The following is a 24,025-nucleotide window of genomic DNA, read 5'->3' as shown; positions in this document are numbered from 1 at the left end:
CGTCAGCCCATCATATTGATGATCGGTGCGATCTCGACGTTGCAGTTTGGCATGGCCAGCATCGGGCAGCCCTTGGCCTTCTCGGCGGCATCGTTGATATCCCTGGCCTCGATGATGGAGTAGCCGCCGGTCGGGTTGCTGCCGCCGTTGTTTTCTATCTTGCCGCCAGGCAGGACAGTCTTCGACATGCCGACCGGATTGCCTGGGTCGACAACGGCCGAACCGAGCTTTCCAAACCAGCCTGTCCAGGCGTCGGTCATCGCCTTTTGCTCGGCTTCGCTCGTCGGCATCTTGCCGGAGCCATGATAAACGTAGAGAAATTTCGCCATGTTCTCCTCCCTTGATGAGCGGCATCGAACCGGCATGCGGTCATGCCGCCTGCCGATCATCGGACCAAACTGGCAAACAAGCAACGGGAATGCGTGGCCGCTAATATACGGCGTGATGGGCCATTGGATGCGATCCCTTATCGCGCCATGGCGTGGTATTCGCCGTTCGGCCGCATGTCGATCGCCGCAGCCACCCGGTTCGACATGTTGAAGAAGGCTGCGGTCGAGGCGATGTCCCAGATGTCGCGGTCGCTGAAGCCGGCTTTTCGAAGCGCCGCCCGGTCGGCCTCGACGATCTTGGCCGGCTCTTCGGTCAGCTTGACGGCGAATTCGAGCATGGCGGCCTGCCGCGGCGAAAGATCGGCGGCGCGGAAATTCATCACCATCATCTCGCCGAGCGCCGGGTCTCCGGACAGCAGGCGCACCGCGGCGCCATGCGCGGTCAGGCAGTAGTAGCAATGGTTGATCGAGGAGACGGCGACCGCGATCATCTCGCGCTCCAGCTTCGACAGGCCGGACTCACCCAGCATCAGATCATTGTACATGTCGGTGAAGGCGCGCAGCTTCTTGTCGTCGAAGGCGTAGGCCTTGAGCACGTTGGGAACGAGGCCGAGCTTCTCCTCGCATTTGGCGAAATAGGTTTTCGTCGCCTCGCTCAACTCTCCCGAGGCGAGATCAAGCGCCGAAATTTTGCCGGTCATGGGTCGTTTCTCCTCTTTGGGCGGTGGCTTGCCGCCGAATTCGGATAATTCTTGGCAAGCCGTCAAACCTTTGTCGCCAAACAGCGGTCATCTGCTACGATAGTCGTAAAAGCATTCGACGGGAGGGAATAGCGTCATGGCCAGCGTGAAATCCGCAGCGAAGCCGAAGAAAAAAGCCACATCAGCGGCAAAGACCGAGGAAAAGCCATCAAGGCTTGCCGACTACCTGCTCGCCCGCGCGCCGGCCGAAGACATTGCCGCCTATGACGTGTCCGCCCTCGAACGCGCCGCCGACCTCGCCGGCCAGGCGGTGGCCGGCCACAAGAAGGGTGAGTGCGTCGTTGCCGTGGAGACCGATTCGGGCGTCGTTCGCGAAGGCCGTCCGGTGACGGTCATAACCGTCGTCAACGACAACATGCCGTTCCTGTTCGATTCCATCCTCGGCGAGATCACCGAGACATCAGGCGAGCCGACGCTCGTCACCCACCCGGTCATCACGGTGCGCCACGGCAAACGCGGTGTCGAGGAAATCCTCGGCGACGGCAATTTCGCCAAGGACGATGGCAATCATGACCGGCTGAGCGTCATCCACGTCCATATACCGCGGCTGACGGCGGAGGCGGCGAACGGCTTGACCGAGCGGCTGCGCAAGATGCTCGGCCAGGTGCACGCCGCCGTCAACGATTGGAAGCCGATGCTGGCCCGGCTTGACCAGGCGATCTCGGAATTCCGCTATTCGGCAGTGCCGCTGGACAAGAAGAGCGTCGCCGAGGCGATCGCCTTCCTGGAATGGCTGCGCGACGACAATTTCACCTTCCTCGGCATGCGCGAATTCAAATACACCGGCGGCGAGGAAAGCGGCAATCTGGAGCGCGCTGACAAGCCCGGCCTCGGCATTCTCTCTGACCCCGACGTGCTGGTGCTGCGGCGCGGCACCGAAGCGGTGACGACGACGCCAGAGATTCGCGCCTTCTTGCATGGACCGGAGCCGCTGATCGTCACCAAGGCCAATGCCAAGTCGTCCGTGCATCGCCGCATCTATCTCGATTACATCGGGGTCAAGACCTATACCCCGAAGGGCGCGCTTGCCGGCGAGTTGCGGATCGTCGGCCTGTTCACATCGACCGCCTACACGCGCTCGGTGATGAAGATCCCGTATCTCCGGTCGAAGGCCGAAACCATCATCGCCAAGTCCGGCTTCGATCGGCACGATCACTCCGGCAAGGCGCTGATCAACGTATTGGAGAGCTATCCGCGCGACGAGTTGTTCCAAGTGCCGGTGCCGATCCTGCGCAAGCACGCCGCGGCCATTCTCGGCCTGATCGAGCGGCCGCGCGTTCGGGCGCTGGTGCGCGCCGACCAGTTCGATCGCTTCGTCTCGATCCTCGTCTTCGTGCCGCGCGACCGCTATGACAGCGTCGTGCGCGAGAAGGTCGGCACGTATCTGAAAACCGTGTTCGAGGGCCGGCTGTCGGCCTATTACCCGGCCTTCCCCGAAGGCGGGCTGGCGCGCGTGCATTTCATCATCGGCCGCTCCGGCGGCAAGACGCCTAAGGTCGAGCAGGCGACGATCGAGGCGGCGATCCGCGACATCGTGCGGACCTGGGAGGATGCCCTTTCCGACGCGGCGGATGCCAATGGCGGCGACCAGGTGTTGAAGGCCATCGCCGCAAGGCTGCCGGAAAGCTACCGCGATTCGTTCAGCGCCGCGGTGGCGCTGGTCGATGCCGGGCGCATCGCTGGGATCAGCGCCGACAATCCGATCGCCATCGACTATTACCGCCACGCCGAGCAGAAGCCGCATCAGGCGGCGCTGAAGATCTATCACCATGGCAGCCCGGTGGCGCTGTCGCGGCGCGTGCCGGTGCTGGAAAACATCGGCTTCCGCGTCATCAGCGAGCGCACCTTCGAGGTCGGCGACGACCAGTCCGGCATGGTCTTCATCCACGACATGGAGCTGGAGAACAGCTACGGCAAGCCGATCGACCTTACCGATGGCGGCGCGCTGTTCGAGGATGCGTTCCTGTCGGTGTGGCGCGGCGATGTCGACAATGACGGCTATAACGGTCTTGCCCAGACCGCCGGCCTGTGGTCCGGCGAAATCACCATCCTGCGCGCCTATGGCCGCTATCTGCAGCAGGTCGGCATTCCGCAAAGCCAGGATTTCATCGCTGCGGCACTCAACCGCTATCCCGAGATCGCTCGCGGCTTGCACGCGCTGTTCATCGCCCGGCTTGGCCCGACGGCGGAAGGCGACGGCGTGGTGGCGGCAAAGCACCTCAAGGCCAAGATCAAGGACGCGCTGGAAGATGTGCCCAACATCGATGACGACACCATCATCCGCCGCTATCTCAACCTGATCGAAGCCTCGCTTCGCACCAATCATTTCGTTGCCGATACGAAGCAGAAAGGCCAGTCGCTGGCGATCAAGCTCGAATCGCAAGCGGTCGAGGGACTGCCGGCGCCACGGCCGTGGCGCGAGATCTTCGTCTACGGTTCCGAGGTCGAAGGACTGCATCTGCGCTTCGGCCCGGTGGCGCGTGGCGGCCTGCGCTGGTCGGACCGCGCCCAGGACTACCGCACCGAAGTGCTCGGCCTGGTCAAGGCGCAGCAGGTCAAGAACGCCGTCATCGTGCCGGTCGGCGCCAAGGGCGGCTTCTTCCCCAAGCGCCTGCCGGCGGGCGGCAGCCGCGACGCTATCTTCGAGGCCGGCACCTCGGCCTACAAGAATTTTGTGTCCAGCCTGCTGTCGATCACCGACAATATCGGGCTGGATGGTGTCATTCCGCCGGCCGACGTTGTCAGGCGCGACCAGGACGATCCCTATTTCGTCGTCGCCGCCGACAAGGGCACGGCGACCTTCTCCGACACCGCCAACGCCATCTCCGAGAAGCATGGCTTCTGGCTCGACGACGCCTTCGCCAGCGGCGGCTCGGCCGGCTACGACCACAAGAAGATGGGCATCACCGCCAAGGGCGCCTGGGAAGCGGTCAAGCGGCACTTCCGCGAGATCAACCGCGACATCCAGACCTCGCCCTTCACCGTCGTCGGTGTCGGCGACATGTCGGGCGACGTGTTCGGCAATGGCATGCTGTTGTCGCCGCAGACAAGGCTGATCGCCGCCTTCGACCATCGCGACATCTTCATCGATCCAGATCCTGACATGGCGGCCTCGATGACTGAGCGCGAGCGCATGTTCGCTTTGCCGCGTTCGAGCTGGCAGGACTACGACAAGTCGAAGCTGTCGGAAGGCGGCGTCATCGTCTCGCGCAGCCAGAAGTCGATTACCTTGCCGCCGGCGGCAGCGGCGGCGATTGGCCTGGCGAAGACCACCGCCACGCCGGCCGAGATCATGACCGCCATCCTCAAGGCGCCGGTCGATCTTCTGTGGTTCGGCGGCATCGGCACTTACTTGAGGGCCTCCACCGAAACCAATGCCGAGGTCGGCGACCGCGCCAATGATGCCATCCGCATCACCGCGCTCGACGTGCGCGCCAAGGTGATCGGCGAGGGCGCCAATCTCGGCGTCACGCAACGGGCGCGCATCGAGTTCGGCATGAATGGCGGCCGCTGCAACTCCGACGCCATCGACAATTCGGGCGGGGTCAACTGCTCCGACGTCGAGGTCAACATCAAGATTGCGCTGGCGTCGGCCATGCGCAAGGGATCGCTGACGCGCCCGGCCCGCAACAAGCTGCTGGCCGAGATGACCGACGAGGTCGGCGGGCTTGTCCTGTCCAACAACTACCAGCAGACTCTGGCGCTTTCGATCGCCCGCAAGCGCGGCCTTGCCGATATCGCGCATCAGGCCCGGTTCATGACGGCGCTGGAAGCGCGCGGCCTGCTCGACCGCGCGGTGGAGACGCTGCCGTCACCGGCCGCACTCGCCGAGCGCGAGGCGCGCGGCGAGCCGCTGACCCGGGCCGAGCTCGGCGTGTTGCTCGCCTATGCCAAGATCGTGCTGTTTTCCGACATCGTCGCCAGCGACGTGCCTGACGATGCGCATTTCGACCGCGATCTGATGGGCTATTTCCCCGACCGGATGGCGAAGAAATACGCCGCCGAGATCCATGGCCACAGGCTGCGCCGCGAAATCATCGCTCGAGTCGTTGCCAACGACCTCGTCAATCGCGGCGGCGCGTCCTTCGTCAACCGGCTGCAGGAAGCCACGGGGCGCACCGCCGCCGATGTCGTGCGCACCTTCGCCGTGGTGCGCGACGGCTTCGCGCTGCCGGCGCTCTACCGCGAGATCGACGCGCTCGACAACCAGATCGACGGCCAGGTGCAACTCGATCTCTACCAGATGGTGAGCCGGCTGATCTATGTGACCAGCGGCTGGTATCTGAAGAACGATGCCGGCACCGCACCCCTCGGCCAACGCATCGCCGAACTGCAGGAGGCGCGCAAGGCGCTGGAGCCGAAGCTCGTTTCGCTGCTGCCGGCCTTCTCGCGCGAGCGGATCGAGGAGAAGCGGCACGGACTGTTCAAGGCCGGTGCGCCGGAAAGGCTGGCAGAGCAACTGGCGCTGAGCGAGGTGGCGGAACTGATCCCCGACATCGCGCTGACCGCGCGGATGGCAAATGCCGACATCGTCGCGGCGGCCAAGGCGTTCTTCGCCGTCAGCGATGCCTTCCGCATTCCGCGCGTCGAAGACGCGGCACGCTCGATCACGCCATCGGACTACTATGATCAGCTCGCTTTGTCGCGCGCCACCGACACGATCGGCGCTGCACGGCGCGGCATTGCGGTCGCGGCACTCACCGGCCATGCCAAGGCGGCCGATCCGGTGGCGGCCTGGCTGGAAGCCGGCGGCGAGCGGGTGGCACGCATCCGCGAGCGGCTGCAGGCGCTGACCGAAGGCGGCGACATCACCGTGTCGCGGCTGTCGGTGGCGTCAGGGCTGATGAGCGATCTGACGGGGATGTGAGGCTTCGCTTGGCGCGGCAACCCTACCTCCCCTTGTGGGGAGGTCGGACCGAAGGTCCGGGTGGGGGGTCGGCGCTGCCCCCACCCCGCTGCTTCGCAGCGACCCTCCCCACAAAGGGGGAGGGTAAGCGTGCCCTTGCTCCTGCTCACTCGGAAATGAAGGTGGTGCAAGCCAATGAACGGCAGCACGACGCTTGTGTTTGCATGACCATCGGAAAACATGCAGACATGACGCCGCCAGCAAAACATAGGCGAGTGGAGGGGATATGGCCGAGGTAGCAGTGCAGCGGGCGTCCGGGCGCGGCATCTGGGGATGGATGTTCTTCGACTGGGCGGCGCAGCCGTTCTTCACGGTCGTTACCACGTTTATCTTCGGCCCCTATTTCGCTTCGCGCATGGTTCTGGATCCGGTCGCGATGCAGGCAGCCCAGGCTGCCGGCCCGGAGGCCCTAAAGGCCTATGTCGACGGCCAGCACCTGCTCGGTCAGACCATCTGGGGCTATGGCATCGGCGCCGCCGGGCTGGTCATTGCCATTCTGTCTCCGATCCTCGGCTCTATCGCGGACCAGACCGGACCGCGCAAGCCGTGGATCGCCTTCTTCGCTGCCATCAAGATTACCAGCCTTTGCCTGCTCTGGGTTGCTGCTCCGGGCTCAAGTCTGTTTCTGGCCGTAGCGTTGTTCGCGCTGGCCTCGGTGGCAGCGGAATTCTCGACCGTGTTCAACGATTCCATGATGCCGCGGCTAGTGCCGAAGAGCGAGATCGGCCATATCTCCAACGTAGCTTGGGGGCTCGGCTATCTCGGCGGCATGATTGCGCTGATTTTCGTCGTGTTGTTCATGGCCGGCTCGCCGGAAACCGGCAAGACGCTCATCGGCGCCAGCCCGATCTTTGGGTTGGATCTAAACCTGGGCGAGGACGCGCGCGCCACCGGCCCGCTGTCGGCCGGCTGGTATTTCCTGTTTATCCTGCCGATGTTTTTCTTCACGCCGGACGCAATCAAAGGAATCCCTATCGGGCCGGCAGTGCGCGAGGGCCTCTCGGAACTGAAATCGACTTTGGCTGAAGCACGCAAGCGCGTCGGTATCTTCCGCTTTCTCGTCGCCCGCATGATTTATCAGGACGGCGTCCTGGCACTGCTCTCTCTTGGGGCGGTTTTCGCGCAGGGGATGTTCAATTGGTCGACCACTGAGGTCGGTTTGTTCGGCATCATCCTGAACGTCGCTGCCATTTTCGGCTGCTGGATCGCGGCCCGCGTTGACACGGCGCTCGGGTCCAAGGCCGTGGTGATGATCTCATTGGTCATGCTGTCGGTTGCTACGATCGGGGTTGTCTCGACCGGACCAGGTTTCACGCTGCTTGGGCTGATTTCGTTCTCCGCTGCCGATTCCGGCGGCTTTTTCGGTACAGGGGCCGAGAAAGCCTACATCCTCTATGGGCTTTTGATCGGGCTGGCCTTCGGGCCGGTGCAGGCGTCGTCGCGTTCCTACATGGCGCGCAGCGTCACGGCGGCGGAATCCGGGCGCTATTTCGGCATCTATGCATTGTCCGGACGGGCGACCAGCTTCCTGGCGCCAACTATGGTGTCGACCATCGGTTGGCTCAGCGGTTCACAGCGGCTCGGCATGGCAGCCATCGTGCTGTTCCTCGGCATCGGCATGGCGATCCTGGTTCGCACGCCGTATCCGGCGGATCGGCCGGCGGAGTGAGCTTACCCTCCCCCTTGTGGGGAGGGTCGATCCGCGAAGCGCGGGGTGGGGGTCAGCGCCATCACCCCACCCCGGCGCGCTCGCAAGCGAGCGCACCGACCCTCCCCATCGAGGGGAGGGTGAGGCGCCTTAATGCCGGAAATGCCTAACCCCGGTAAACACCATGGCGATACCGTGCTCATCAGCCGCGGCGATGACGTCCTTGTCGTTCATCGAGCCGCCCGGTTGGATCACCGCCGTAGCGCCGGCTGCGACTGCGGCAAGCAGGCCGTCGGCGAAGGGGAAGAAGGCGTCGGACGCAACGACCGAGCCCTTGGTCAGCGGTTCAACCAGGCCCGCGGCCTCGGCCGCGTCGAGCGCCTTGCGGGCGGCGATGCGGGAGGAATCGACGCGGCTCATCTGGCCGGCGCCGATGCCGACGGTGGCGCCGTCCCGGGCATAGACGATGGCGTTCGACTTGACGTGCTTGGCGACGCGGAAGGCGAATTTGAGATCGGCCATTTCGGCCGGCGTCGGCACGCGCTTGGTCACCACCTTCAGGTCGAGGTCGTCGATCACGGCGTTGTCGCGGCCCTGGACGAGCATGCCGCCGGCAACGGATTTGACCGTCGTGCCGGCCGCACGGGGGTCCGGCAAGCCGCCGGTGACCAGCAGGCGCAGGTTCTTCCTGGCGGCGACGATTGCCGCCGCTTCGTCCGTGGCATCGGGCGCGATGATCACCTCGGTGAAGGTTCTCACGATTTCTTCCGCCGCCTCGGCGTCGAGGGTGCGGTTGACAGCGACGATGCCGCCGAAGGCCGAGACCGGGTCGCAGGCCAGCGCCTTGGCATAGGCTGCTTTCAGCGACGCGCCCTCGGCGACACCGCAGGGGTTGGCGTGCTTGATGATGGCGACGGCGGCGGAACGGGCAGGGTCGAACTCGCCGGCCAGTTCGAAGGCGGCGTCGGTGTCGTTGATGTTGTTGTAGGAGAGCTGCTTGCCCTGCAACTGGCGCGCGGTGGCGACGCCCGGCCGCTTGTCGCCATTGACGTAGAAGCCGGCGCTCTGGTGCGGATTTTCGCCATAACGCATCACTTCGGTCAGCCTGCCGCCGAAGGCGCGCCAGGTCGGATGCTCTATCTCCAGCGCCTCGGCGAACCAGCCGGAAATCGCGGCGTCATAGCTGGCGGTGCGGGCAAAGGCCTTGGCGGCCAGCTTCTTGCGGAAATCCAGCGACAGCGAGCCGATGTTCATTTCCAGCGCGTTCAGCACCGAGGCGTAGTCACCGGGATCGGTGACGATCGCAACATAGGCGTGGTTCTTGGCCGAGGCGCGGATCATCGCCGGGCCGCCAATGTCGATGTTCTCGACGATCGATGCGTAATCAGCACCGGAGCGGCGGACTTCCTCGAACGGATAAAGATTGGAAACGAGGAGATCGATCGGCTCGATGCCATATTTGCGCATGGCCGCGGCATGTTCGGGGTCGTCGCGCACGCCAAGCAGCGCGCCGTGCACGGAAGGATGCAGCGTCTTGACGCGGCCATCCATGATTTCGGGAAAGCCGGTGAGCTCGGAGACGTCGCGCACCGCGAGGCCCGCCTCGGCGATCGCCTTGGCGGTGCCGCCGGTCGAGACCAGCTCGACACCGGCCGCGGCCAAGGCCCTGGCGAAGTCGATGAGGCCGGTCTTGTCGAACACCGAAAGCAAGGCACGGCGAACGGGAACGAGATCCGGTGCGGGAATGTTCTTGGCGGCGACGGCCATGGGCTGGCGGCCTTTCACGGCTGGAGGGGCAAGCCCGCGCCGTAGCACATGACATCAGGAAATCAAGCGTCGTGCGCCATTCGGCGGTTTGATATGCAATTTGCCGGCCTCGGATGTAGGCTGATCTCCTCGCGATGGAGGAACACCGATGGCATTTGTCCGCATTGGCCAGTTCACGGCGTTACCGGATACGATGGAGCGGTTGCGCGCGATCTACGAAACCGAGGCGATCCCCGCTATCCGCGCCGCAACCGGCAACATCAGCGCCGTGCTGTTGCAGCAGCATCAGGCCCGCGACGCGTTCATGGCAATCACCGTATGGAGCACCGTCGAGGATGCGGAGCGCTATGACCGCAGCGGTCAGGCGGCGGCGATGGTCGACAAGATCCGCTTCGCCTTCGCCGGTCCGCCGATGCTCAGCACCTATGACGCCTTCGGTCTCCCGCAGCAGCATTGAGCGAGCCGGCCGCCTTCGCGCGGCAAATCAGTTGTTTTCCGGGTAGCCGGCAATGCTGGTGCGCGTCAGCTGCCAGTGGACTTCAGACACGTCGGACGCCTTGAAGGCAAGCACGATCTGCCGGCTTCGGCGCGGTCCGCCAAGACCGGCGAAATAGATCGATTCCTCGACCTCAGGCACCACTTCGCTCGCCGTGAACACCCAGCTGTCGGCCTGGTCGGCGGTGAGCACCAGGCGATCGTGTTCGTCCTGCAAAAGGTTGATGTCGGGATGGACATGGAAGCGCACGGTGATGAAGTCACGGCCATTGTTGCGGATCGCGGCATTGCCGGGGCGCTGGAACCGGTCCCTGCCGGCCAGCACATTGCCATTCGTCGACAGCTTCAGCTCACGCTCATGCAGGAAGCCGAAACGCGGGACATAGCCGTCATGACGGGCAATGAAGCCCTGGACGCCCTTCTGGTCGATGCGCTTGCACTGCACATTCTGCGGACCGCCGATCAGCGGCGAACCGAGCAGGTCGTTGACGCGCAGCGAATGGCTGAAGCGCGCCGACGAGGTGTCGTTGATGGTGGCGGTCGAGTGCGCCGCGGTGGCGCGCGCCAGCGGCCGGAACTCGGCGGCGCCATAGGTGTCGATGCCGGCGTTGACGATGTAGTGCTGGCGGCCGGACGACAGTTCGAAGGCGAGGCAGCCGGCGTGCGCGGCGTTGGAAACGTCGACCGGCGGTGGCAGGCCGGTGTCGGCGATGACGGTGACGCCGCCCATCGACAGCCGCTCATAGCCCGAATGCGGCGCGTGCAGCAGCGGCGCGCCGGCGGTGTCGTCATGGCGCAATATGGTGGCGATGCGGTCATGGATGGTGGCGCCCATGCCGTTGAAGCGGGCAAGGCTGCCATCCTGGTGGCGGAAGAAGCGCAGCGCCGGCAGCATGCGGTCGATGGCGCCGATCAGCGCCTGCGGCGGGGTTTCCGCCTGGTTGGCGTAGGTCTGGCGCAGTGGCAAAAGGTCGGCGAGGATTTCCAGCACCGACATTGGATTGCGTGAGATATGGCCGCCATCGGCGAGGATCTGGCGGTTGAGTTCCTCGGCGAGGTTGCGGGTGGCGCCGCGCAGCGCCGAAGCCGGCGCCGGCAGGGACAGCGCCGCGAAGGCGAGCGCGATGCGGGCGCGCAGCCGGTCCTTGCCGTCGGGCATTTCACGCGCCATCGACCTGAGATAGCGGATCTGGACGGCCAGCGACTTCAGGAAGGCGCGGTAGAAGGGGAACTCGGCGCCCTGCAACACGACGGAGGAATGCTGCAGCCAGGCGATGATGCGCTTGGCCGTCGTCCCAGGCTCCCAGGCGATGCCGGCAATGTTGTTGCCATGCATGGCGATCCAGTCGGACACCAGGGCACGTGCATTGGCAGCGGCAAGTTCGGTGCCGGCGGCACGCATGTGGCGCAGCCAGCGAAAGCCATGCAGCGTCTTTTGCCAGCCATGGTTGGGCACGTTGATCTGGAAAGGCGACTTGCCACCGGTCTCGACCAGATGCCCCGACAGGGGATAGCGGCCGTAATAGATCTCGAGCGCGATCTGCGGGTCGGCGAGGCGCAGGTCCGGTGGCGCGATCAGGACGCGTTCGGGCGTGCGGCCGGAATAGCGCCAGCGATAGACCGGCCCGGCACGCAGGCGCCGGCGCGTCTTGCGCCAGAACTCCTTCGCGACCAGCGTCCACAGACGCGTCGTGTTGCCGGCAGCAAGTGCCAAAAGCCCTCCTGGTCGTCCTCTACCCCGGTGCGGAGTTTACATGATTGAACGAGTCGTGCGAAGGCGAATTCCTGGGAATGGGTCCGGCGCCCCATACCCTCCCTAAAAAAGTCAGCAAATTCTGCCGGTTAAGTCAAATAGCGCCGCGCGATACGACGCGATTTGTTTTTGGTCCATGCATGTCGGTTACCCCAAAACCGCTACGCACTTTTGGGCGCCATGCATTAGCCGGCTCTGCGCATGCGCGCCGCGAAGAAGCCGTCAAGGCCCGAGCGCTCCGGCGCCCCAAGGTCGAGATCGGCGGGCGTGGTGCGCAGCGTGCCTTGTGCCGTCAGGAACGTATCGATGCCGGCGACCTCGCTCTGCCGCAGCGGATCGTCGACGACATCAGGCGTTCCTTCGAGGAAAGCGCGATAAAGATCCTCGCCTTCGAGCGGGTCGAGCGAACAGTTGGAAAAGACGATCCGGCCGCCGGGTTTGACCAGCGTGACGGCGCGGGCGAGCAACCGCCCTTGCAGGTCGGCGAGTTTTTCGACATCGGCCGCTGTCTTGGTCCATGGCACGTCGGGGTGCCGGCGCACCGTGCCGGTCGACGAGCAGGGTGCATCGAGCAGCACGGCGTCGAACAGCTCCTCCGGCTCGTATTTGAGGAGGTCGGCCTGGACGATTTCGGCCGACAGGCCGAGGCGGTCGAGATTCTGCGTCAGCCGGGCCAGCCGGTTCTTCGAGGTGTCGACCGCGGTGACCCTGGCGCCGGCCAGGATCAGCTGGGCGGTCTTGCCGCCAGGCGCGGCGCAGAGATCGGCGACGCGCAACCCCCTGACATCGCCGAACAGCCGTGCCGGCAGACTGGCGGCGGCATCCTGGACCCACCAGGCGCCGTCCGCGAAGCCGGGCAGGTCGGTGACGGCCCCGGCAAGGTTTTCCACGCGCACCGTGCCGGTGGGCAGCACGACGCCGCCGAGTTTTTCAGCCCAGAGTTCGGGATCGGCCTTGACCGAGAAGTCGACCGGCGCCTCAATGCGATGGGCTTCGAGAATCTGCCTGGCCTTGTCAGCGCCGTAGGCGGCTTTCAGCCGGTCGGAAAACCATTTTGGCGCTTCGTCAGTGGCGGCAAGGGCCTTCGGCAGTTCAGTGTCCTTGGCCCGTGCCAGCGTGCGCAGCACGCCGTTGACCAGGCCGGAAAAGCGCTGCGTGCGCGGATCGGACTTGGCGTGTGTCACCGCGAGGTCGACTGCGGCGCTGTCGGGAATGTCGAGGAACAGGATTTGCGCCGCCGCCACATGCAGTATGTGCGACAAAGCGGTGGCGTTGGGCGGCAGCGGCTTTTCCAGCCTGCGCGCCAGCAGGCCTGATATGGTCATGCGGAAGCGCAGCGCTGTGACCAGAATGGCGCGCACCAGGCCACGGTCGCGCAAATCGAGCGCCTTGTATTGCGGGTGGCCGTTCTCGTGGTCAGTCAGGCCGTCGAGCGGCGTCCTGGCATCGATGACGGCGGCAAGTAGTCGCGCCGCGGCCTTGCGGGCGGCGAGGCCGGCGACGAATTCGCCGCCGTCTCTATGATCCTGATCGCCTGAACCTGTGCGTCGAGGTGCTGCCACGCTCACGACCACCGGCCTTTGGGCCCGGTCGGGTTGCGTCCCCATGGATTGGACTTCGGCTTCTCAGGCTCCGCCGGCAACTCCGGTTGCGCGACCTGGCCCCACGGGCCGGACGGCTGTTGTTCCTCGGCCTGCCGGGGCGCCGGCGCCGGGCGAGCGGCCTGGGTGCCGCCGCCTGCCATCTGCCGTGCCATCTCCTGCAAGGCGGCGATGCGGTTGTCGGTGCTCGGATGGGTGGAGAACAGATTGTCCATGCGCTCGCCGTGCAGGGGATTGATGATGAAGAGATGCGCCATCGCCGGATTGCGTTCCGCATCGGGGTTGGGGATGCGTTCTGCTCCACGGGCGATCTTGTCAAGCGCCGATGCCAGCCACAGCGGGTGTCCACAGATTTCGGCGCCGCGCCGGTCGGCCTCGTATTCGCGGGTGCGGCTCACCGCCATCTGCACGATCATCGCGGCAAAAGGCGCCACGATCATCGCCGCCAGCACGCCGACGAAGCCGAACGGATTGTTGTCGCGATTGCCACCGAGGAAGAAAGCGAAATTGCCCAGCATCGAGATAGCGCCGGCAAAGGTGGCGACGATGGTCATGGTCAGGGTGTCGCGATGCTGGACGTGGGCGAGCTCGTGCGCCATGACAGCCGCGACCTCTTCATGGGTCAGCCGCTGCAACAGGCCTGTCGAGGCGGCGACCGTCGCGTTCTGCGGGTTGCGGCCGGTGGCGAAAGCATTCGGCTGCGGATTGTCGATCAGGTAGGTCTTGGGCATCGGCAGCCCGGCTTGCTTGGCCAGTGCCTGGACGATGGCGTAATATTCAGGCGCGTTCTTCTCGTCGACCTCGACGGCGCGGTTCATCGACAGCACCATCTTGTCGGCGTTCCAGTAGCTGAACAGATTGGTGCCGGCGGCGATCACCAGCGCGATCATCATGCCGCCCGAACCGCCGATCAGAAAGCCGACGCCCATGAACAGAGCCGTCATCGCCGCAAGAAGCATGGCGGTGCGAAGGGTGTTCATCGTCTGCTCCTGTCGAGTCGGTGGCAAAAAGGGGTCGATCGTCTTGGGTTCATGGCTATATGATGGGAAACGCCTGCCCCTGTTTCAATCTTCGGGGAATATCGCATGACCGACGAAACCAGTAAAACGCCCGCCGGCCGGGATGACGGCGCGCCGTCAAAAGAACTGACGCCCGCCGCCCGCCGCGCGCTGGCGGAAGCCGAGGCACGGCGGCAAGACTATCGCCAGAAGGAAGCCGCGCTGCCCCGGGAAATCGGCGGCCGCGGCGGCAAGGAGCCCGGCCGCTACGGCGACTGGGAAGTCAAAGGCCTGACCAGCGATTTTTAGAGTGTGCCGATATTCAGGTGATGCCGGCCTGCAAACGGTGGTTGCCCGCGCTCCGGTGCTTCAAGCAGCGTTGCGCTGTGGTTCAAGCGCAATCCAGCCGCGCTCGTCGACGGTGATGCCAACATTGTCGTAGCCCGCGATCGCGGCATGCGGCGTTTGCATCGGGTGCGCGTGGGTTGCGTTGATCACCATGACCGAAGCCTGCGCGGCCTCGGCCGCCGCTATACCGGCCGGAGCGTCTTCGAACACCAGGCAATCGCGGGCATCGAAGCCCAGTCGTCTCGCGCCAAGCTGGAAACAGTCGGGCGCCGGCTTGCCGCGGGAAACATCTTCTCCCGCGACGATCACCGCTGGCACGGGGATGCCGGCCGCCGCCATGCGCAGCAGCGCCAGTTCGCGCGGCGCCGACGTCACGATCGCCCAGCGCTCGGATGGCAACGCGTTGAGAAACGCCACGGCGCCGGCGATCGGGACAATACCATCCAGATCGGCCGCTTCGGCCTTCAGGAGAAGGTGGGATTCGTGCGCCGGGTCGACGCCCGGCAGCGCCAGGGCGGTGATGGTCTCGATCGCCCGCACACCGTGGATCGTCGGCAGGAAGGCGGCGACGTCGAGGCCATGGCGGCGCGCCCAATCGCTCCACACCCGCTCCGCCGAGGCGATGGAATTGATGAGCGTGCCGTCCATGTCGAAAAGGAAGGCCGCGAATTTTCTGCCAGCAAACATGATTTTCCTTGAAGTCCGGGAGAGTGTGTCGAGGGAGGGTGCAACCGTAACGTCAAGGTGCGGCCATGGAAAGGCACGAGGGCGTATTTTGCGGCGATCCAGGGAACCACAGCCACCTTGCGACGTTTGAGCAAAACCGTTTTTCACAACGCTCGAAGGGGGACTGCGATGCTGATCCGGCTCGGCTACGAAATCGCCATTGAATGCACCGAGGCCACTCCGGTGATTTCGCTGCTCGAGATCCACAAGGACAGGCAGGCCGACATCAAGCGGCAAACGCGTGTCCTGACCTCGCCATCGGTGCCGACCAAGCTCTATCATGACCTGCATGGCAATGGCTGCCGCCGCTTCACCGCACCAGCCGGCACCTTTCGCATCCTCTACGATGCAGTTATCGAGGACAGTGGCGAGACGGACGAGGTCAACACGCTGGCCAGGGAAATGCCGGTGGCCGAACTGCCCGACGAGGTGCTCGGCTATCTCCTCGGCAGCCGCTATTGCGAGACCGATCACCTCAGCAGTCTCGCCTGGCAGCTGTTTGGCCATCTGCCGCCCGGGTGGGCGCGGGTGCAGGCGATCGTCGACTATGTCCACAACCGCCTGTCGTTCGGCTATGGCTATGCCCGTTCGACCCGCACGGCAGCACAGGCGCATGAGGAACGGGTCGGCGTCTGCCGCGACTTTGCCCATCTGGCGATCACGCTCTGCCGCTGCATGAACATTCCGGCGCGCTATGTAAACGGCTATCTCGGCGACATCGGCGTGCCGATCGATCCGGCGCCGATGGACTTCTCGGCCTGGATGGAAGTGTTCCTCGACGGCAAGTGGTACACGTTCGATCCACGCCACAACCGGCCCCGCACCGGACGGGTCGTCATCGCGCGCGGCCGCGACGCCACCGACGTGCCCTTGCTGCACAGTTTTGGTCCACACCGGCTCGCTTTGTTCAAGGTCTGGACCTATGAGCAGGAGGGCAGATTGTTCAATCCGCCCCATCACGGCATCGACCGGACGGTCAGCGCACAGATGCTTGCGTAGTCCTTCGCCGTTTCGCGTTCCACAATCGAGGGACAGGTGGTCCGCTTCGGCACATAGACCCTGTGCCGCAACAGGACGGCGCGGAGCATTCCGCGATTGCTTCCATTCGAGCATGGTAAGCGGTCGGCAAACACCGCAGAAACCGCGCTCTCCCGTTTACCGGTCATTCACCTTTGTAAAGAGCAAAATCCAACAAAAACAACAGGTTGATGGTCTACGTCTTGGTTCCGGCGCCCGACGAGCGGCTTCCGGCTGGAATCCTGCATTGCCCTTATTGCGGCGACGAGGCCGAGTCATGCGGAGGGGCTGTTGGATGCGAAATTACGGGGGTCTTGTTCACGCGGTCGGCGGGTTCGCCAGACACAGCGGTGGAAATTTCGCGGTCCTGTTCGGCTTTGCTGCCTCGGTCTTGGCGCTGGCCGCCGGCTTCTCGGTCAACATCTCGCAGTTCTACAACGCCAAATCGAGCTTGCAGGGCGTGGTCGACGCCGCGGTGACATCAACGGCGCGCGACCTGACGACCGGGGTCATCAAGGAAGCCGATGCCAACAAGGCGGTGCAGAACTTTCTCGTGGCCAACAGCATGGCGGGCATCCTGCAGCCCGACCAGATCGTGCTCGACAAGCTTGTCGTCGACAGGACCGCCAATACGGTGCAGGTGGACGCCCATGTCGATGTCGCCTTGTTCTTCCCGGTCTTCGGCATGGGTGACACGAAGCGGGTGACCGCGTCGACGACATCGCTTTATTCGGACAAGACCATCGAAGTGGCGATGATGCTCGATGTGACCGGATCGATGGCCGCCAACTGGTGGGCCAAGACAGACAAGATCGGCGATCTGCAAACGGCTGCTTCCGCGGCTGTCGAGGACCTGCTCGACAACAACATCGACCCGAAGAATCCGCGCGTGCGCGTGGCCATTGTTCCCTATGCCGAGGCGGTGAATACTGGCGGCCTCGCGGACAGCGTTTTCGTTGAGCAGCCGGGAGGCTCGAATCTGCCGCCACCGGTGGACACGCCGATCCAGGTGGACTCATCCACGCCCACGCGGCCCGACAACTGCGCCACCGAGCGCAAGGATAAGGACGGCTATGCCGATTATTCGTCCGACGGACCGTCGGCGCCGCGCCTGAACAATCAGGGCAAGACCTATCTCGCCAAGATCAATCGTGACGATCGCATGGGAAGCTGTCCGAAGCCGGAGCTCATTCCGCTCTCGGCCGACAAGCAGAAATTGCTGAACACCATCGCGAGTTTCAAGGCTGGCGGCGTGACCGCAGGCGGCATCGCCGTGCAATGGGGCTACTACATGCTTTCGCCTAGCTGGCGCTCGACCATTGTCGACGCCAGGCTGGGAGCCGGTCCCGCCAATTTCGACAGCAGGAAAGTCGGCAAGGTCGCCATCCTGATGACGGACGGCCAGTTCAACACGGCCTTTGCCGGCGGACGCGGCGCGCCCAGATCGCAGAATGCCGGCCAGATGTCGCGAAGCAATGCCGAAAACATTTGCGACAACATGAAACGCGACGGCATCGAGATCTTCACCATCGGTTTCGACCTCGACGATCCGTCGATGACATCGACCGAGCGGGATCAGGCGAAGAGCGTGCTCCAGGACTGCTCGACCGCGGACACGTCTACGCTAAAGCACTATTACGAGGCGGCCACGGGTTCCGAGTTGAATGACGCCTTCAATGCCATCGTGCAGAACATCGAGCGGCTGACCATCGCCAAGTGAATTTTGAACACCAGCTGGTCTTTCGCAACGCTGGCCAAAGGAAAAGGCCGCCGCTTCTTTCGAAGCCGGCGGCCTTCCGTGTTTCCGTCCATGGCGCGGCCTGTGGCGGCAACCCCTTCGGGTTACCTGCCGCGCATCTCGCGCCTTAACGGGAAGACTGCTTCCCGAAAGTGCAATCCGCTGAGGCCACGTTCTGGAAAACGAAATCACTCGACATCGGATCACCTCCTTTCGAATTGTTGAACACATAGACATGATGGGGTGCGTTGCAGCAAATGACAAGTGCCATGCTGAAAAAGGCACCCTGCCGGATCAGCGTGCTTCGGCTTGCGATCCACGGCCCAAACGGACAACATGCGTTATCGGGTCACGGGAGGGACCATGGACGCCACCGAAAGAGCCGCGCGCATCGTTCGCACCGTGATCGAGGCGCTGAAGCCGGGTTTTGCCGTCAGGCTGTGGACCGGGGAGCGGATCGGTCCCGCCGGTGGCCCGGTGCTTGCCATCAACGACCAGGACATCGTCTGGCAGTTGGCCCGCCGGCCGAATTTCACGACGCTGCTGGAGATGTGGATTTCCCGGACGATCGACGTCGAGGACGGCTCGCTGTTCGATCTCTATGCCTTGCCTTCAAAGGGAAAGCTGAGGCTGAAGGCGTTGCCGAAACTGGCGATCCTGCGCGACTTGCCCGCCGTGCTGTTCTCTCGACGACAGATGACGAAGCGCGCCGATCTTGCTGGGCGCAATCCCTTTGTCAGCGGGTCGAACAAGCAGGCGATCGAACATCACTACGACATTTCGAACGCCTTCTACCGGCTCTTCCTCGATGAGCGCATGGTCTACACCTGCGCCTACTTCACCGATTTCGCCAATGGCATCGACCAAGCGCAGAGGGACAAGCTCGACCATATCTGCCGCAAGCTCAGGCTGAAGCCGGGCGACCGGCTGCTCGACATAGGCTGCGGCTGGGGCGCGATGCTGATCCATGCCGCCAAGCACTATGGTGCGATCGGACATGGTGTGTCGCTGTCCGAGGAGCAGACCCGGCTGGCGCGCGAGCGCATCCGTGCCGAAGGGCTGGAGGACAAGATCACCATCGACATAAAATCCTACACCGAGCTCGACGGCAGCTATGACAAGATCTCGTCCATCGGCATGTTCGAGGCGGTCGGTCTCGCCAACCACGCCACCTATTTCTCGACCGTCCACCGGCTGCTGAAGCCGGGCGGTATCTATCTGCACCACGCCATCACAAGGCGCGGCAAGGGTGGTACGCGCAAGACTCTGCGCAAGGGTGCGGAATACAAGGCGCTGATCAAATACATCTTCCCCGGCGGCGAGGTCGACACGATCGGCATGACGCTCGGCAATCTCGAGGCGCACGGTTTCCTCGTCGCCGACGTCGAGAATCTGCGCGAGCACTATGCCCGCACCTGCAGGCTGTGGGCCGAGCGCCTGCAGGCGCGTTTCGAAGAGGCGATAGCCGAAGTCGGCGAGCCCAAGGCGCGGCTCTGGCTGCTTTACCTGACAGGCTGCTCGATCACCTTCGATCGCGGCTCGGCACAGATTTTCCAGACCGTCGTCACCAAGCGCGCGCGGGGGCCAAGCGGTCTGCCGCCGACGCGGGCTGATTTGTATCGGTAGCGCGAATTCTCGCCTTACTCGGCGAGGCCAAGTGAGCCGATGTAAGCCGCCGAAGCGGGGATCTTGGACTTGTCCCTGATTTCGATGATGAGGCGCGGATTGCTTTCGAGTTTCGCCAGCGCGGCAAAGACCGAGCGCCATGGAAGCGTGCCTTCGCCAAGGCTCCAGTGACGATCGGCGTAGCCGTCGGCATCCTGCAGGTGGATGTGCTGCAGGCGGTTGCCGGCGGCATGCACATAGTAGTCAACCGGCGGAGCACCGGTCGAGCCATGGGCGTAATAGGCGTGGCCCGTGTCTATCGAGACGGCGACCGCGGGAGAGTTGAAGCTGTCGGCCAACGCCACGCGGATATGCGGATCCTTGTCCTCGATGTTCTCCAGAACCATCGTGCAGCCGATATCCTGCGCCCGCCTGACGGCATCGCGTAGAGTGAGGTGGCAATAGTCGACGATTTTCTCGCGCTCGCCGGGATTGTTGTCGAGATTGTTATAGGACCAGGTCGTATAGGGGCTGTGAACAACCATCTGCGTCGCGCCGATCGCGGCGCAGACCTCGATGCCCTGGACCAGACGCTTGCCGACGACATCGCGAATATCGGGGTCCTGTGAGGCAATGGTGAAGCCCCAGAAAGGTCCGTGAATTCCGAGCCGTCCCTGATGGCCGTCGAGAAGTTTTCTGGCGCGGGCGGCGAGCGGTGCCCAGTCGCCGTTGAGAACGCTGGCCTCGGTAAAGCTCTGCAATTCCAGGTCGCGCTGTTTTTCGAAGAGCCAGTCGCGATGGATTTCGAGGTCGTCAAGCGTCATGGCGGCGCCAAGAACGGGCAGGGAGGTCATCGGGACTCCGATCGGTGGGATTTCAAGGTGTCGGGCAGCAGGACGGGATCGCGCTGGGGGCTGTATGACGCGGTTTTCTGTCAGGCGTATTACACGCTGCGCCAATGCCGCCGCCACATGGCTTAGCGTTGGCGGTATGACTCAAACGAAGCGCATCGGCGCGCCGATCTCTACGCGGGCCGGCTGGTCGACCGTGCAGTAGACGCCGAGATTGTGGGCGTTGTGGCGGACCAGATTGCGCAGGATGCCGGGATCGTGGTCGAAGCCGTCCTGGCCGATGATGGTGAAGCCGCAGCGGCGGCATGGTTCGGAAATCGTCAGGAGCAATTCGCCGATGGCGAGCTTGCGGCCGATCCATTCGGTTTCGGGAAACGAGCCTTCGACCGCTGCCATGTCGACGACGATGTTGGGCCGGAAGCGGCGCGGGTCGGCGGCACCATCCGGATGCAGCGCCTTCAGGCGCGCCAGCGAAGCCGTGGTCAAAAGATGGATCGGTGCCTTGCTATAGCGGGCGGCAGTGACCGGACCGGCATAGGCCGGCGGTGCATTCTCCTGGCCGAAAGGCCGGATCGAGGCAGCGAACCCGAGATAGGCCGATAGGGCGCGGTCGCATTCGGGGCCGGGCGCGCTCAGCCAGTCGCCGTCAGGGATGGCGATCTCCAGGTCGCGGTCATTGGTTAGCCGGGTGCGGATGCGCGGAACCTTGTGCCATTTCGTTTCGCGGTCGGGCCGGGCGATCTCATTGTCCGAGGTATCGACAAGGCCAAACATGCGGTCGCCCGTCATGCCCGACGGTCCGACCAGGATGGCATCCTGGCGCTCGCCGGCGAGCGAACTCGCCGGATAGCGCCAGAGCTGGCTGACGGAGCCCAATGCCGCGTCTTCCCGCATCAGCCCTTCTTGTTCTGCCGGTTGGCAATGAGGTCGTCGACCACCGCCGGATCGGCGAGCGTCGAGGTGTCGCCGAGGGTGGCAAAATCATCTTCGGCGATCTTGCGCAGGATGCGGCGCATGATCTTGCCCGAGCGCGTTTTGGGCAGGCCGGGCGCGAACTGGATCTTGTCGGGCGAGGCGATGGCGCCGATCTCCTTGCGGACATGGGCGATGAGCTCCTTGCGCAGCTCCTCGGTCGGTTCTTCCCCCTTCATCAAGGTGACGTAGCTGTAGATGCCCTGGCCCTTGATGTCGTGGGGATAACCGACGACGGCGGCCTCTGACACCTTATCATGGCTAACCAGCGCCGATTCGACCTCGGCCGTGCCCATGCGGTGGCCGGAGACGTTGATGACGTCATCGACGCGGCCGGTGATCCAGTAATAGCCGTCGGCGTCGCGGCGGCAGCCGTCACCGGTGAAATATTTGCCCTTGTAGGTGGAGAAATAGGTCTGCACGAAACGGTCGTGGTCGCCATAGACGGTGCGCATCTGGCCTGGCCAGGAATCGGTGATGCAGAGATTGCCGTCGGCCGCACCCTCCAGCACCTTGCCTTCGCCATCGACCAGTTGCGGCTTGACGCCGAAGAAGGGCCGCGTCGCCGAACCTGGCTTGAGGTCGGTGGCGCCCGGCAGTGGTGTGATCAGGATGCCGCCGGTCTCGGTCTGCCACCAGGTGTCGACGATCGGCACCTTGCCGTTGCCGACGACGTTGAAGTACCACTCCCAGGCTTCCGGGTTGATCGGCTCGCCGACCGAGCCCAGCACGCGCAGCGACTTGCGGGAGGTCTTCTTCACCGGGTCGTTGCCGGCGCCCATCAGCGCGCGCAGCGCGGTTGGGGCGGTGTAGAAGATGTTGACCTTGTGCTTGTCGATGACTTCCCAGAAACGCGACTGCGACGGGTAGTTGGGCACGCCCTCGAACATCAGCGTGGTGGCGCCGTTGGCGAGCGGACCGTAGACGATGTAGCTGTGACCCGTCACCCAGCCGACATCGGCGGTGCACCAGTAGATGTCGCCGTCATGGTAGTCGAAGACATATTGGTGCGTCATCGACGCATAGACGAGATAGCCGGCGGTAGTGTGCAGCACGCCCTTCGGCTTGCCGGTCGAGCCTGAGGTGTAGAGGATGAACAGCGGATCCTCGGCCTTCATCTTTTCCGGCTTGCACTCGGCTTTCACCGTCGCGACTTCGTCGTGGTACCAGACATCGCGGCCGGGCGCCCAGCCGATCTTGCCGCCGGTGCGGCGCACGACGACGACATTCTTCACCATCACATGCTGCCTGGCGGCGATGTCGATGGCCTTGTCGGTGTTCTCCTTCAGCGGAATCGGCTTGCCGCCGCGCAGGCCTTCATCAGCGGTGATGACGAAGGTCGATTCGCAGTCGACGATGCGGCCGGCGAGCGCGTCCGGCGAGAAGCCGCCGAAGACGATCGAATGGATGGCGCCGATACGTGTGCAGGCCAGCATCGCGTAGGCGGCTTCCGGGATCATCGGCATGTAGATGGTGACGCGGTCGCCCTTCTTGACGCCGTGCTTCTTCATCACATTGGCGAGCCGGCAGACATGCTCGTAAAGTTCGTTATAGGTGATCTTCTTGTCGTCGTAGGGGTTGTCGCCTTCCCAGATGATGGCGATCTGGTCGCCGCGCTTCTTCAGGTGGCGGTCGATGCAGTTGTAGGAAACATTGGTCAGCCCGTCCTCGAACCATTTGATCGAGACCTTGCCGTCGAAGGAGGTGTTCTTGACCTTGCTGAAGGGCTTGAACCAGTCGATGCGCTTGCCGTGCTTGCCCCAGAACTTGTCCGGGTTCTTGATGCTGTCGGCATACCATTTGAGATACGTGTCGTTGTCGATCAGCGCATTCTTCTTCCACGCCGGCTGGACGCGATGGACATGAACCTCGGACATTCCTGATTTTCCTCCCGAACCAATCCGCCGGCTTGAAACGCCAGCGGGATCGCGGCGAAGCAGCCGCGAATTCGGCGGCATTATTACCAGTTCCGCCGTGACGGCAACATTAGACGTTGGATTCGCGCGGCTGGATGCCGCAGGGAGCTTTTCCACGGCTGTCAGCACTCGGGCAGGTCCGCTGCTAACTGTATGTTTTCGCGTCGAAAAGTCTGTTTCGATCAGAAAAAATCAATAGACAGTTAAGCAACGGCGCGCACAATGTTGCGTTGGGAGGCGAGGTTAATCAACCTGGGGACCGCAATGCGCGACCATGCCGAAATGGACCTGATGCTTAGGGGTTATGGCCTCACCACGGCCAAGATTCTCTATCACTTTCCCGATCATCCACATCTGCTGCAGAGCTTCATCTGGCAGGACTACGACCTGGCGCCAGAGTTTCCGGTGCTGATCCGGTTCATCGATTTCTGGAAGGCCAAGCTGGACGGGCCGTTGCACTCGGTCGTCTACACGCACCAGAAGCTGATCGCGCCGAATGAATGGCGCAAGGTGGATGGGGAGTTCGTGCTGCACTGAGGCTGCTGCACTGAGGCCGTTGAGCTTGGTGCTCTACGGCGCCCCCCTCTGTCCTGC

18 protein-coding genes are annotated in these 24,025 nt (G+C 63.8%); 8 read left to right on the top strand and 10 right to left on the bottom strand.

All coding sequences use genetic code 11. The features are described 5' to 3' along the window. Window positions 1-2: 2 nt before the first annotated feature. Window positions 3-329 carry a YciI family protein gene (locus CKW40_RS35190; protein ID WP_095204347.1) on the bottom strand — a complete coding sequence of 109 codons (327 nt, stop codon included), beginning with the start codon at window positions 327-329 and terminating at the stop codon, window positions 3-5. A 137-nt stretch (window positions 330-466) separates the two neighbouring features. Then, window positions 467-1,030, bottom strand: coding sequence for a peroxidase-related enzyme (locus CKW40_RS35185; RefSeq protein ID WP_095204314.1), 564 nt, complete (start codon window positions 1,028-1,030; stop codon window positions 467-469). Between the two features lie 136 nt (window positions 1,031-1,166). Between CKW40_RS35185 and CKW40_RS35180 the strand changes: the two genes are divergently transcribed. Together CKW40_RS35180 and CKW40_RS35175 are read left to right on the top strand one after the other, a co-directional pair. Further along, a complete protein-coding gene (locus CKW40_RS35180) occupies window positions 1,167-5,957 on the top strand; it encodes an NAD-glutamate dehydrogenase (RefSeq protein WP_095204313.1) in 4,791 nt (1,596 codons plus the stop codon). A gap of 265 nt (window positions 5,958-6,222) precedes the next feature. Continuing rightward, window positions 6,223-7,665: an MFS transporter gene (locus CKW40_RS35175; protein ID WP_095204312.1), complete on the top strand. Its 1,443-nt coding sequence runs from the start codon at window positions 6,223-6,225 to the stop codon at window positions 7,663-7,665. Window positions 7,666-7,794: 129 nt separating this feature from the next. On the opposite strand, the gene purH is transcribed toward CKW40_RS35175, so the two are convergent. Next, on the bottom strand, window positions 7,795-9,411 hold the full coding sequence (purH, locus tag CKW40_RS35170; RefSeq protein ID WP_095204311.1) for a bifunctional phosphoribosylaminoimidazolecarboxamide formyltransferase/IMP cyclohydrolase: 1,617 nt from the start codon (window positions 9,409-9,411) through the stop codon (window positions 7,795-7,797). 148 nt (window positions 9,412-9,559) lie between these two features. On the opposite strand from purH, the gene CKW40_RS35165 reads away from it, so the two are divergent. Beyond that, window positions 9,560-9,868, top strand: coding sequence for a putative quinol monooxygenase (locus CKW40_RS35165; protein WP_095204310.1), 309 nt, complete (start codon window positions 9,560-9,562; stop codon window positions 9,866-9,868). Window positions 9,869-9,895: 27 nt separating this feature from the next. Here the strand turns inward: CKW40_RS35165 and CKW40_RS35160 are convergent, their stop codons facing one another. The 3 genes from CKW40_RS35160 to htpX all read right to left on the bottom strand — a co-directional run bounded on the left by CKW40_RS35160 (window position 9,896) and on the right by htpX (window position 14,240). Continuing rightward, window positions 9,896-11,620 (bottom strand): heparinase II/III family protein, encoded by a 1,725-nt coding sequence (locus tag CKW40_RS35160; protein WP_095204309.1) that lies wholly within the window; start codon window positions 11,618-11,620, stop codon window positions 9,896-9,898. A gap of 224 nt (window positions 11,621-11,844) precedes the next feature. Continuing rightward, window positions 11,845-13,266 carry an RsmB/NOP family class I SAM-dependent RNA methyltransferase gene (locus CKW40_RS35155; protein ID WP_095204308.1) on the bottom strand — a complete coding sequence of 474 codons (1,422 nt, stop codon included), beginning with the start codon at window positions 13,264-13,266 and terminating at the stop codon, window positions 11,845-11,847. Continuing rightward, on the bottom strand, window positions 13,224-14,240 hold the full coding sequence (gene htpX, locus CKW40_RS35150) for a zinc metalloprotease HtpX (RefSeq protein ID WP_095204307.1): 1,017 nt from the start codon (window positions 14,238-14,240) through the stop codon (window positions 13,224-13,226). Before htpX ends, CKW40_RS35155 begins: the two co-directional genes overlap by 43 nt. A 105-nt stretch (window positions 14,241-14,345) precedes the next feature. On the opposite strand from htpX, the gene CKW40_RS35145 reads away from it, so the two are divergent. Then, on the top strand, window positions 14,346-14,567 hold the full coding sequence (locus CKW40_RS35145) for a DUF1674 domain-containing protein (RefSeq protein ID WP_095204306.1): 222 nt from the start codon (window positions 14,346-14,348) through the stop codon (window positions 14,565-14,567). Window positions 14,568-14,627: 60 nt separating this feature from the next. On the opposite strand, the gene CKW40_RS35140 is transcribed toward CKW40_RS35145, so the two are convergent. Further along, a complete protein-coding gene (locus tag CKW40_RS35140; protein WP_095204305.1) occupies window positions 14,628-15,293 on the bottom strand; it encodes an HAD-IA family hydrolase in 666 nt (221 codons plus the stop codon). Between the two features lie 168 nt (window positions 15,294-15,461). Between CKW40_RS35140 and CKW40_RS35135 the strand changes: the two genes are divergently transcribed. The 3 genes from CKW40_RS35135 (at window position 15,462) to CKW40_RS35125 (ending at window position 19,713) form a co-directional block, all read left to right on the top strand. Next, complete coding sequence (locus CKW40_RS35135; RefSeq protein WP_095204304.1) at window positions 15,462-16,331, top strand: transglutaminase-like domain-containing protein; 870 nt, start codon at window positions 15,462-15,464, stop codon at window positions 16,329-16,331. A 313-nt stretch (window positions 16,332-16,644) separates the two neighbouring features. Continuing rightward, on the top strand, window positions 16,645-18,069 hold the full coding sequence (locus tag CKW40_RS35130; RefSeq protein ID WP_095204303.1) for a pilus assembly protein: 1,425 nt from the start codon (window positions 16,645-16,647) through the stop codon (window positions 18,067-18,069). Window positions 18,070-18,450: 381 nt separating this feature from the next. Continuing rightward, window positions 18,451-19,713, top strand: coding sequence for an SAM-dependent methyltransferase (locus CKW40_RS35125; RefSeq protein ID WP_095204302.1), 1,263 nt, complete (start codon window positions 18,451-18,453; stop codon window positions 19,711-19,713). Between the two features lie 14 nt (window positions 19,714-19,727). On the opposite strand, the gene CKW40_RS35120 is transcribed toward CKW40_RS35125, so the two are convergent. The 3 genes from CKW40_RS35120 to acs all read right to left on the bottom strand — a co-directional run bounded on the left by CKW40_RS35120 (window position 19,728) and on the right by acs (window position 23,392). Then, complete coding sequence (locus CKW40_RS35120; RefSeq protein ID WP_095204301.1) at window positions 19,728-20,546, bottom strand: sugar phosphate isomerase/epimerase family protein; 819 nt, start codon at window positions 20,544-20,546, stop codon at window positions 19,728-19,730. A 141-nt stretch (window positions 20,547-20,687) separates the two neighbouring features. Further along, window positions 20,688-21,437, bottom strand: coding sequence for an MOSC domain-containing protein (locus tag CKW40_RS35115; RefSeq protein WP_095204300.1), 750 nt, complete (start codon window positions 21,435-21,437; stop codon window positions 20,688-20,690). Next, window positions 21,437-23,392, bottom strand: a complete 1,956-nt coding sequence (acs, locus tag CKW40_RS35110) for an acetate--CoA ligase (protein ID WP_095204299.1) — start codon at window positions 23,390-23,392, stop codon at window positions 21,437-21,439. Before acs ends, CKW40_RS35115 begins: the two co-directional genes overlap by 1 nt. 303 nt (window positions 23,393-23,695) lie before the next feature. On the opposite strand from acs, the gene CKW40_RS35105 reads away from it, so the two are divergent. Further along, complete coding sequence (locus CKW40_RS35105; RefSeq protein WP_095204298.1) at window positions 23,696-23,968, top strand: usg protein; 273 nt, start codon at window positions 23,696-23,698, stop codon at window positions 23,966-23,968. The last annotated feature ends 57 nt before the right edge of the window (window positions 23,969-24,025 follow it).

Origin of the sequence: Mesorhizobium carmichaelinearum, assembly GCF_900199455.1 — a bacterium.
Classification (GTDB): Bacteria; Pseudomonadota; Alphaproteobacteria; order Rhizobiales; family Rhizobiaceae; genus Mesorhizobium; species Mesorhizobium carmichaelinearum.
The sequence above is the reverse complement of the archived record's forward strand: the minus strand, read 5'-3'. Positions and strand labels throughout refer to the sequence as shown.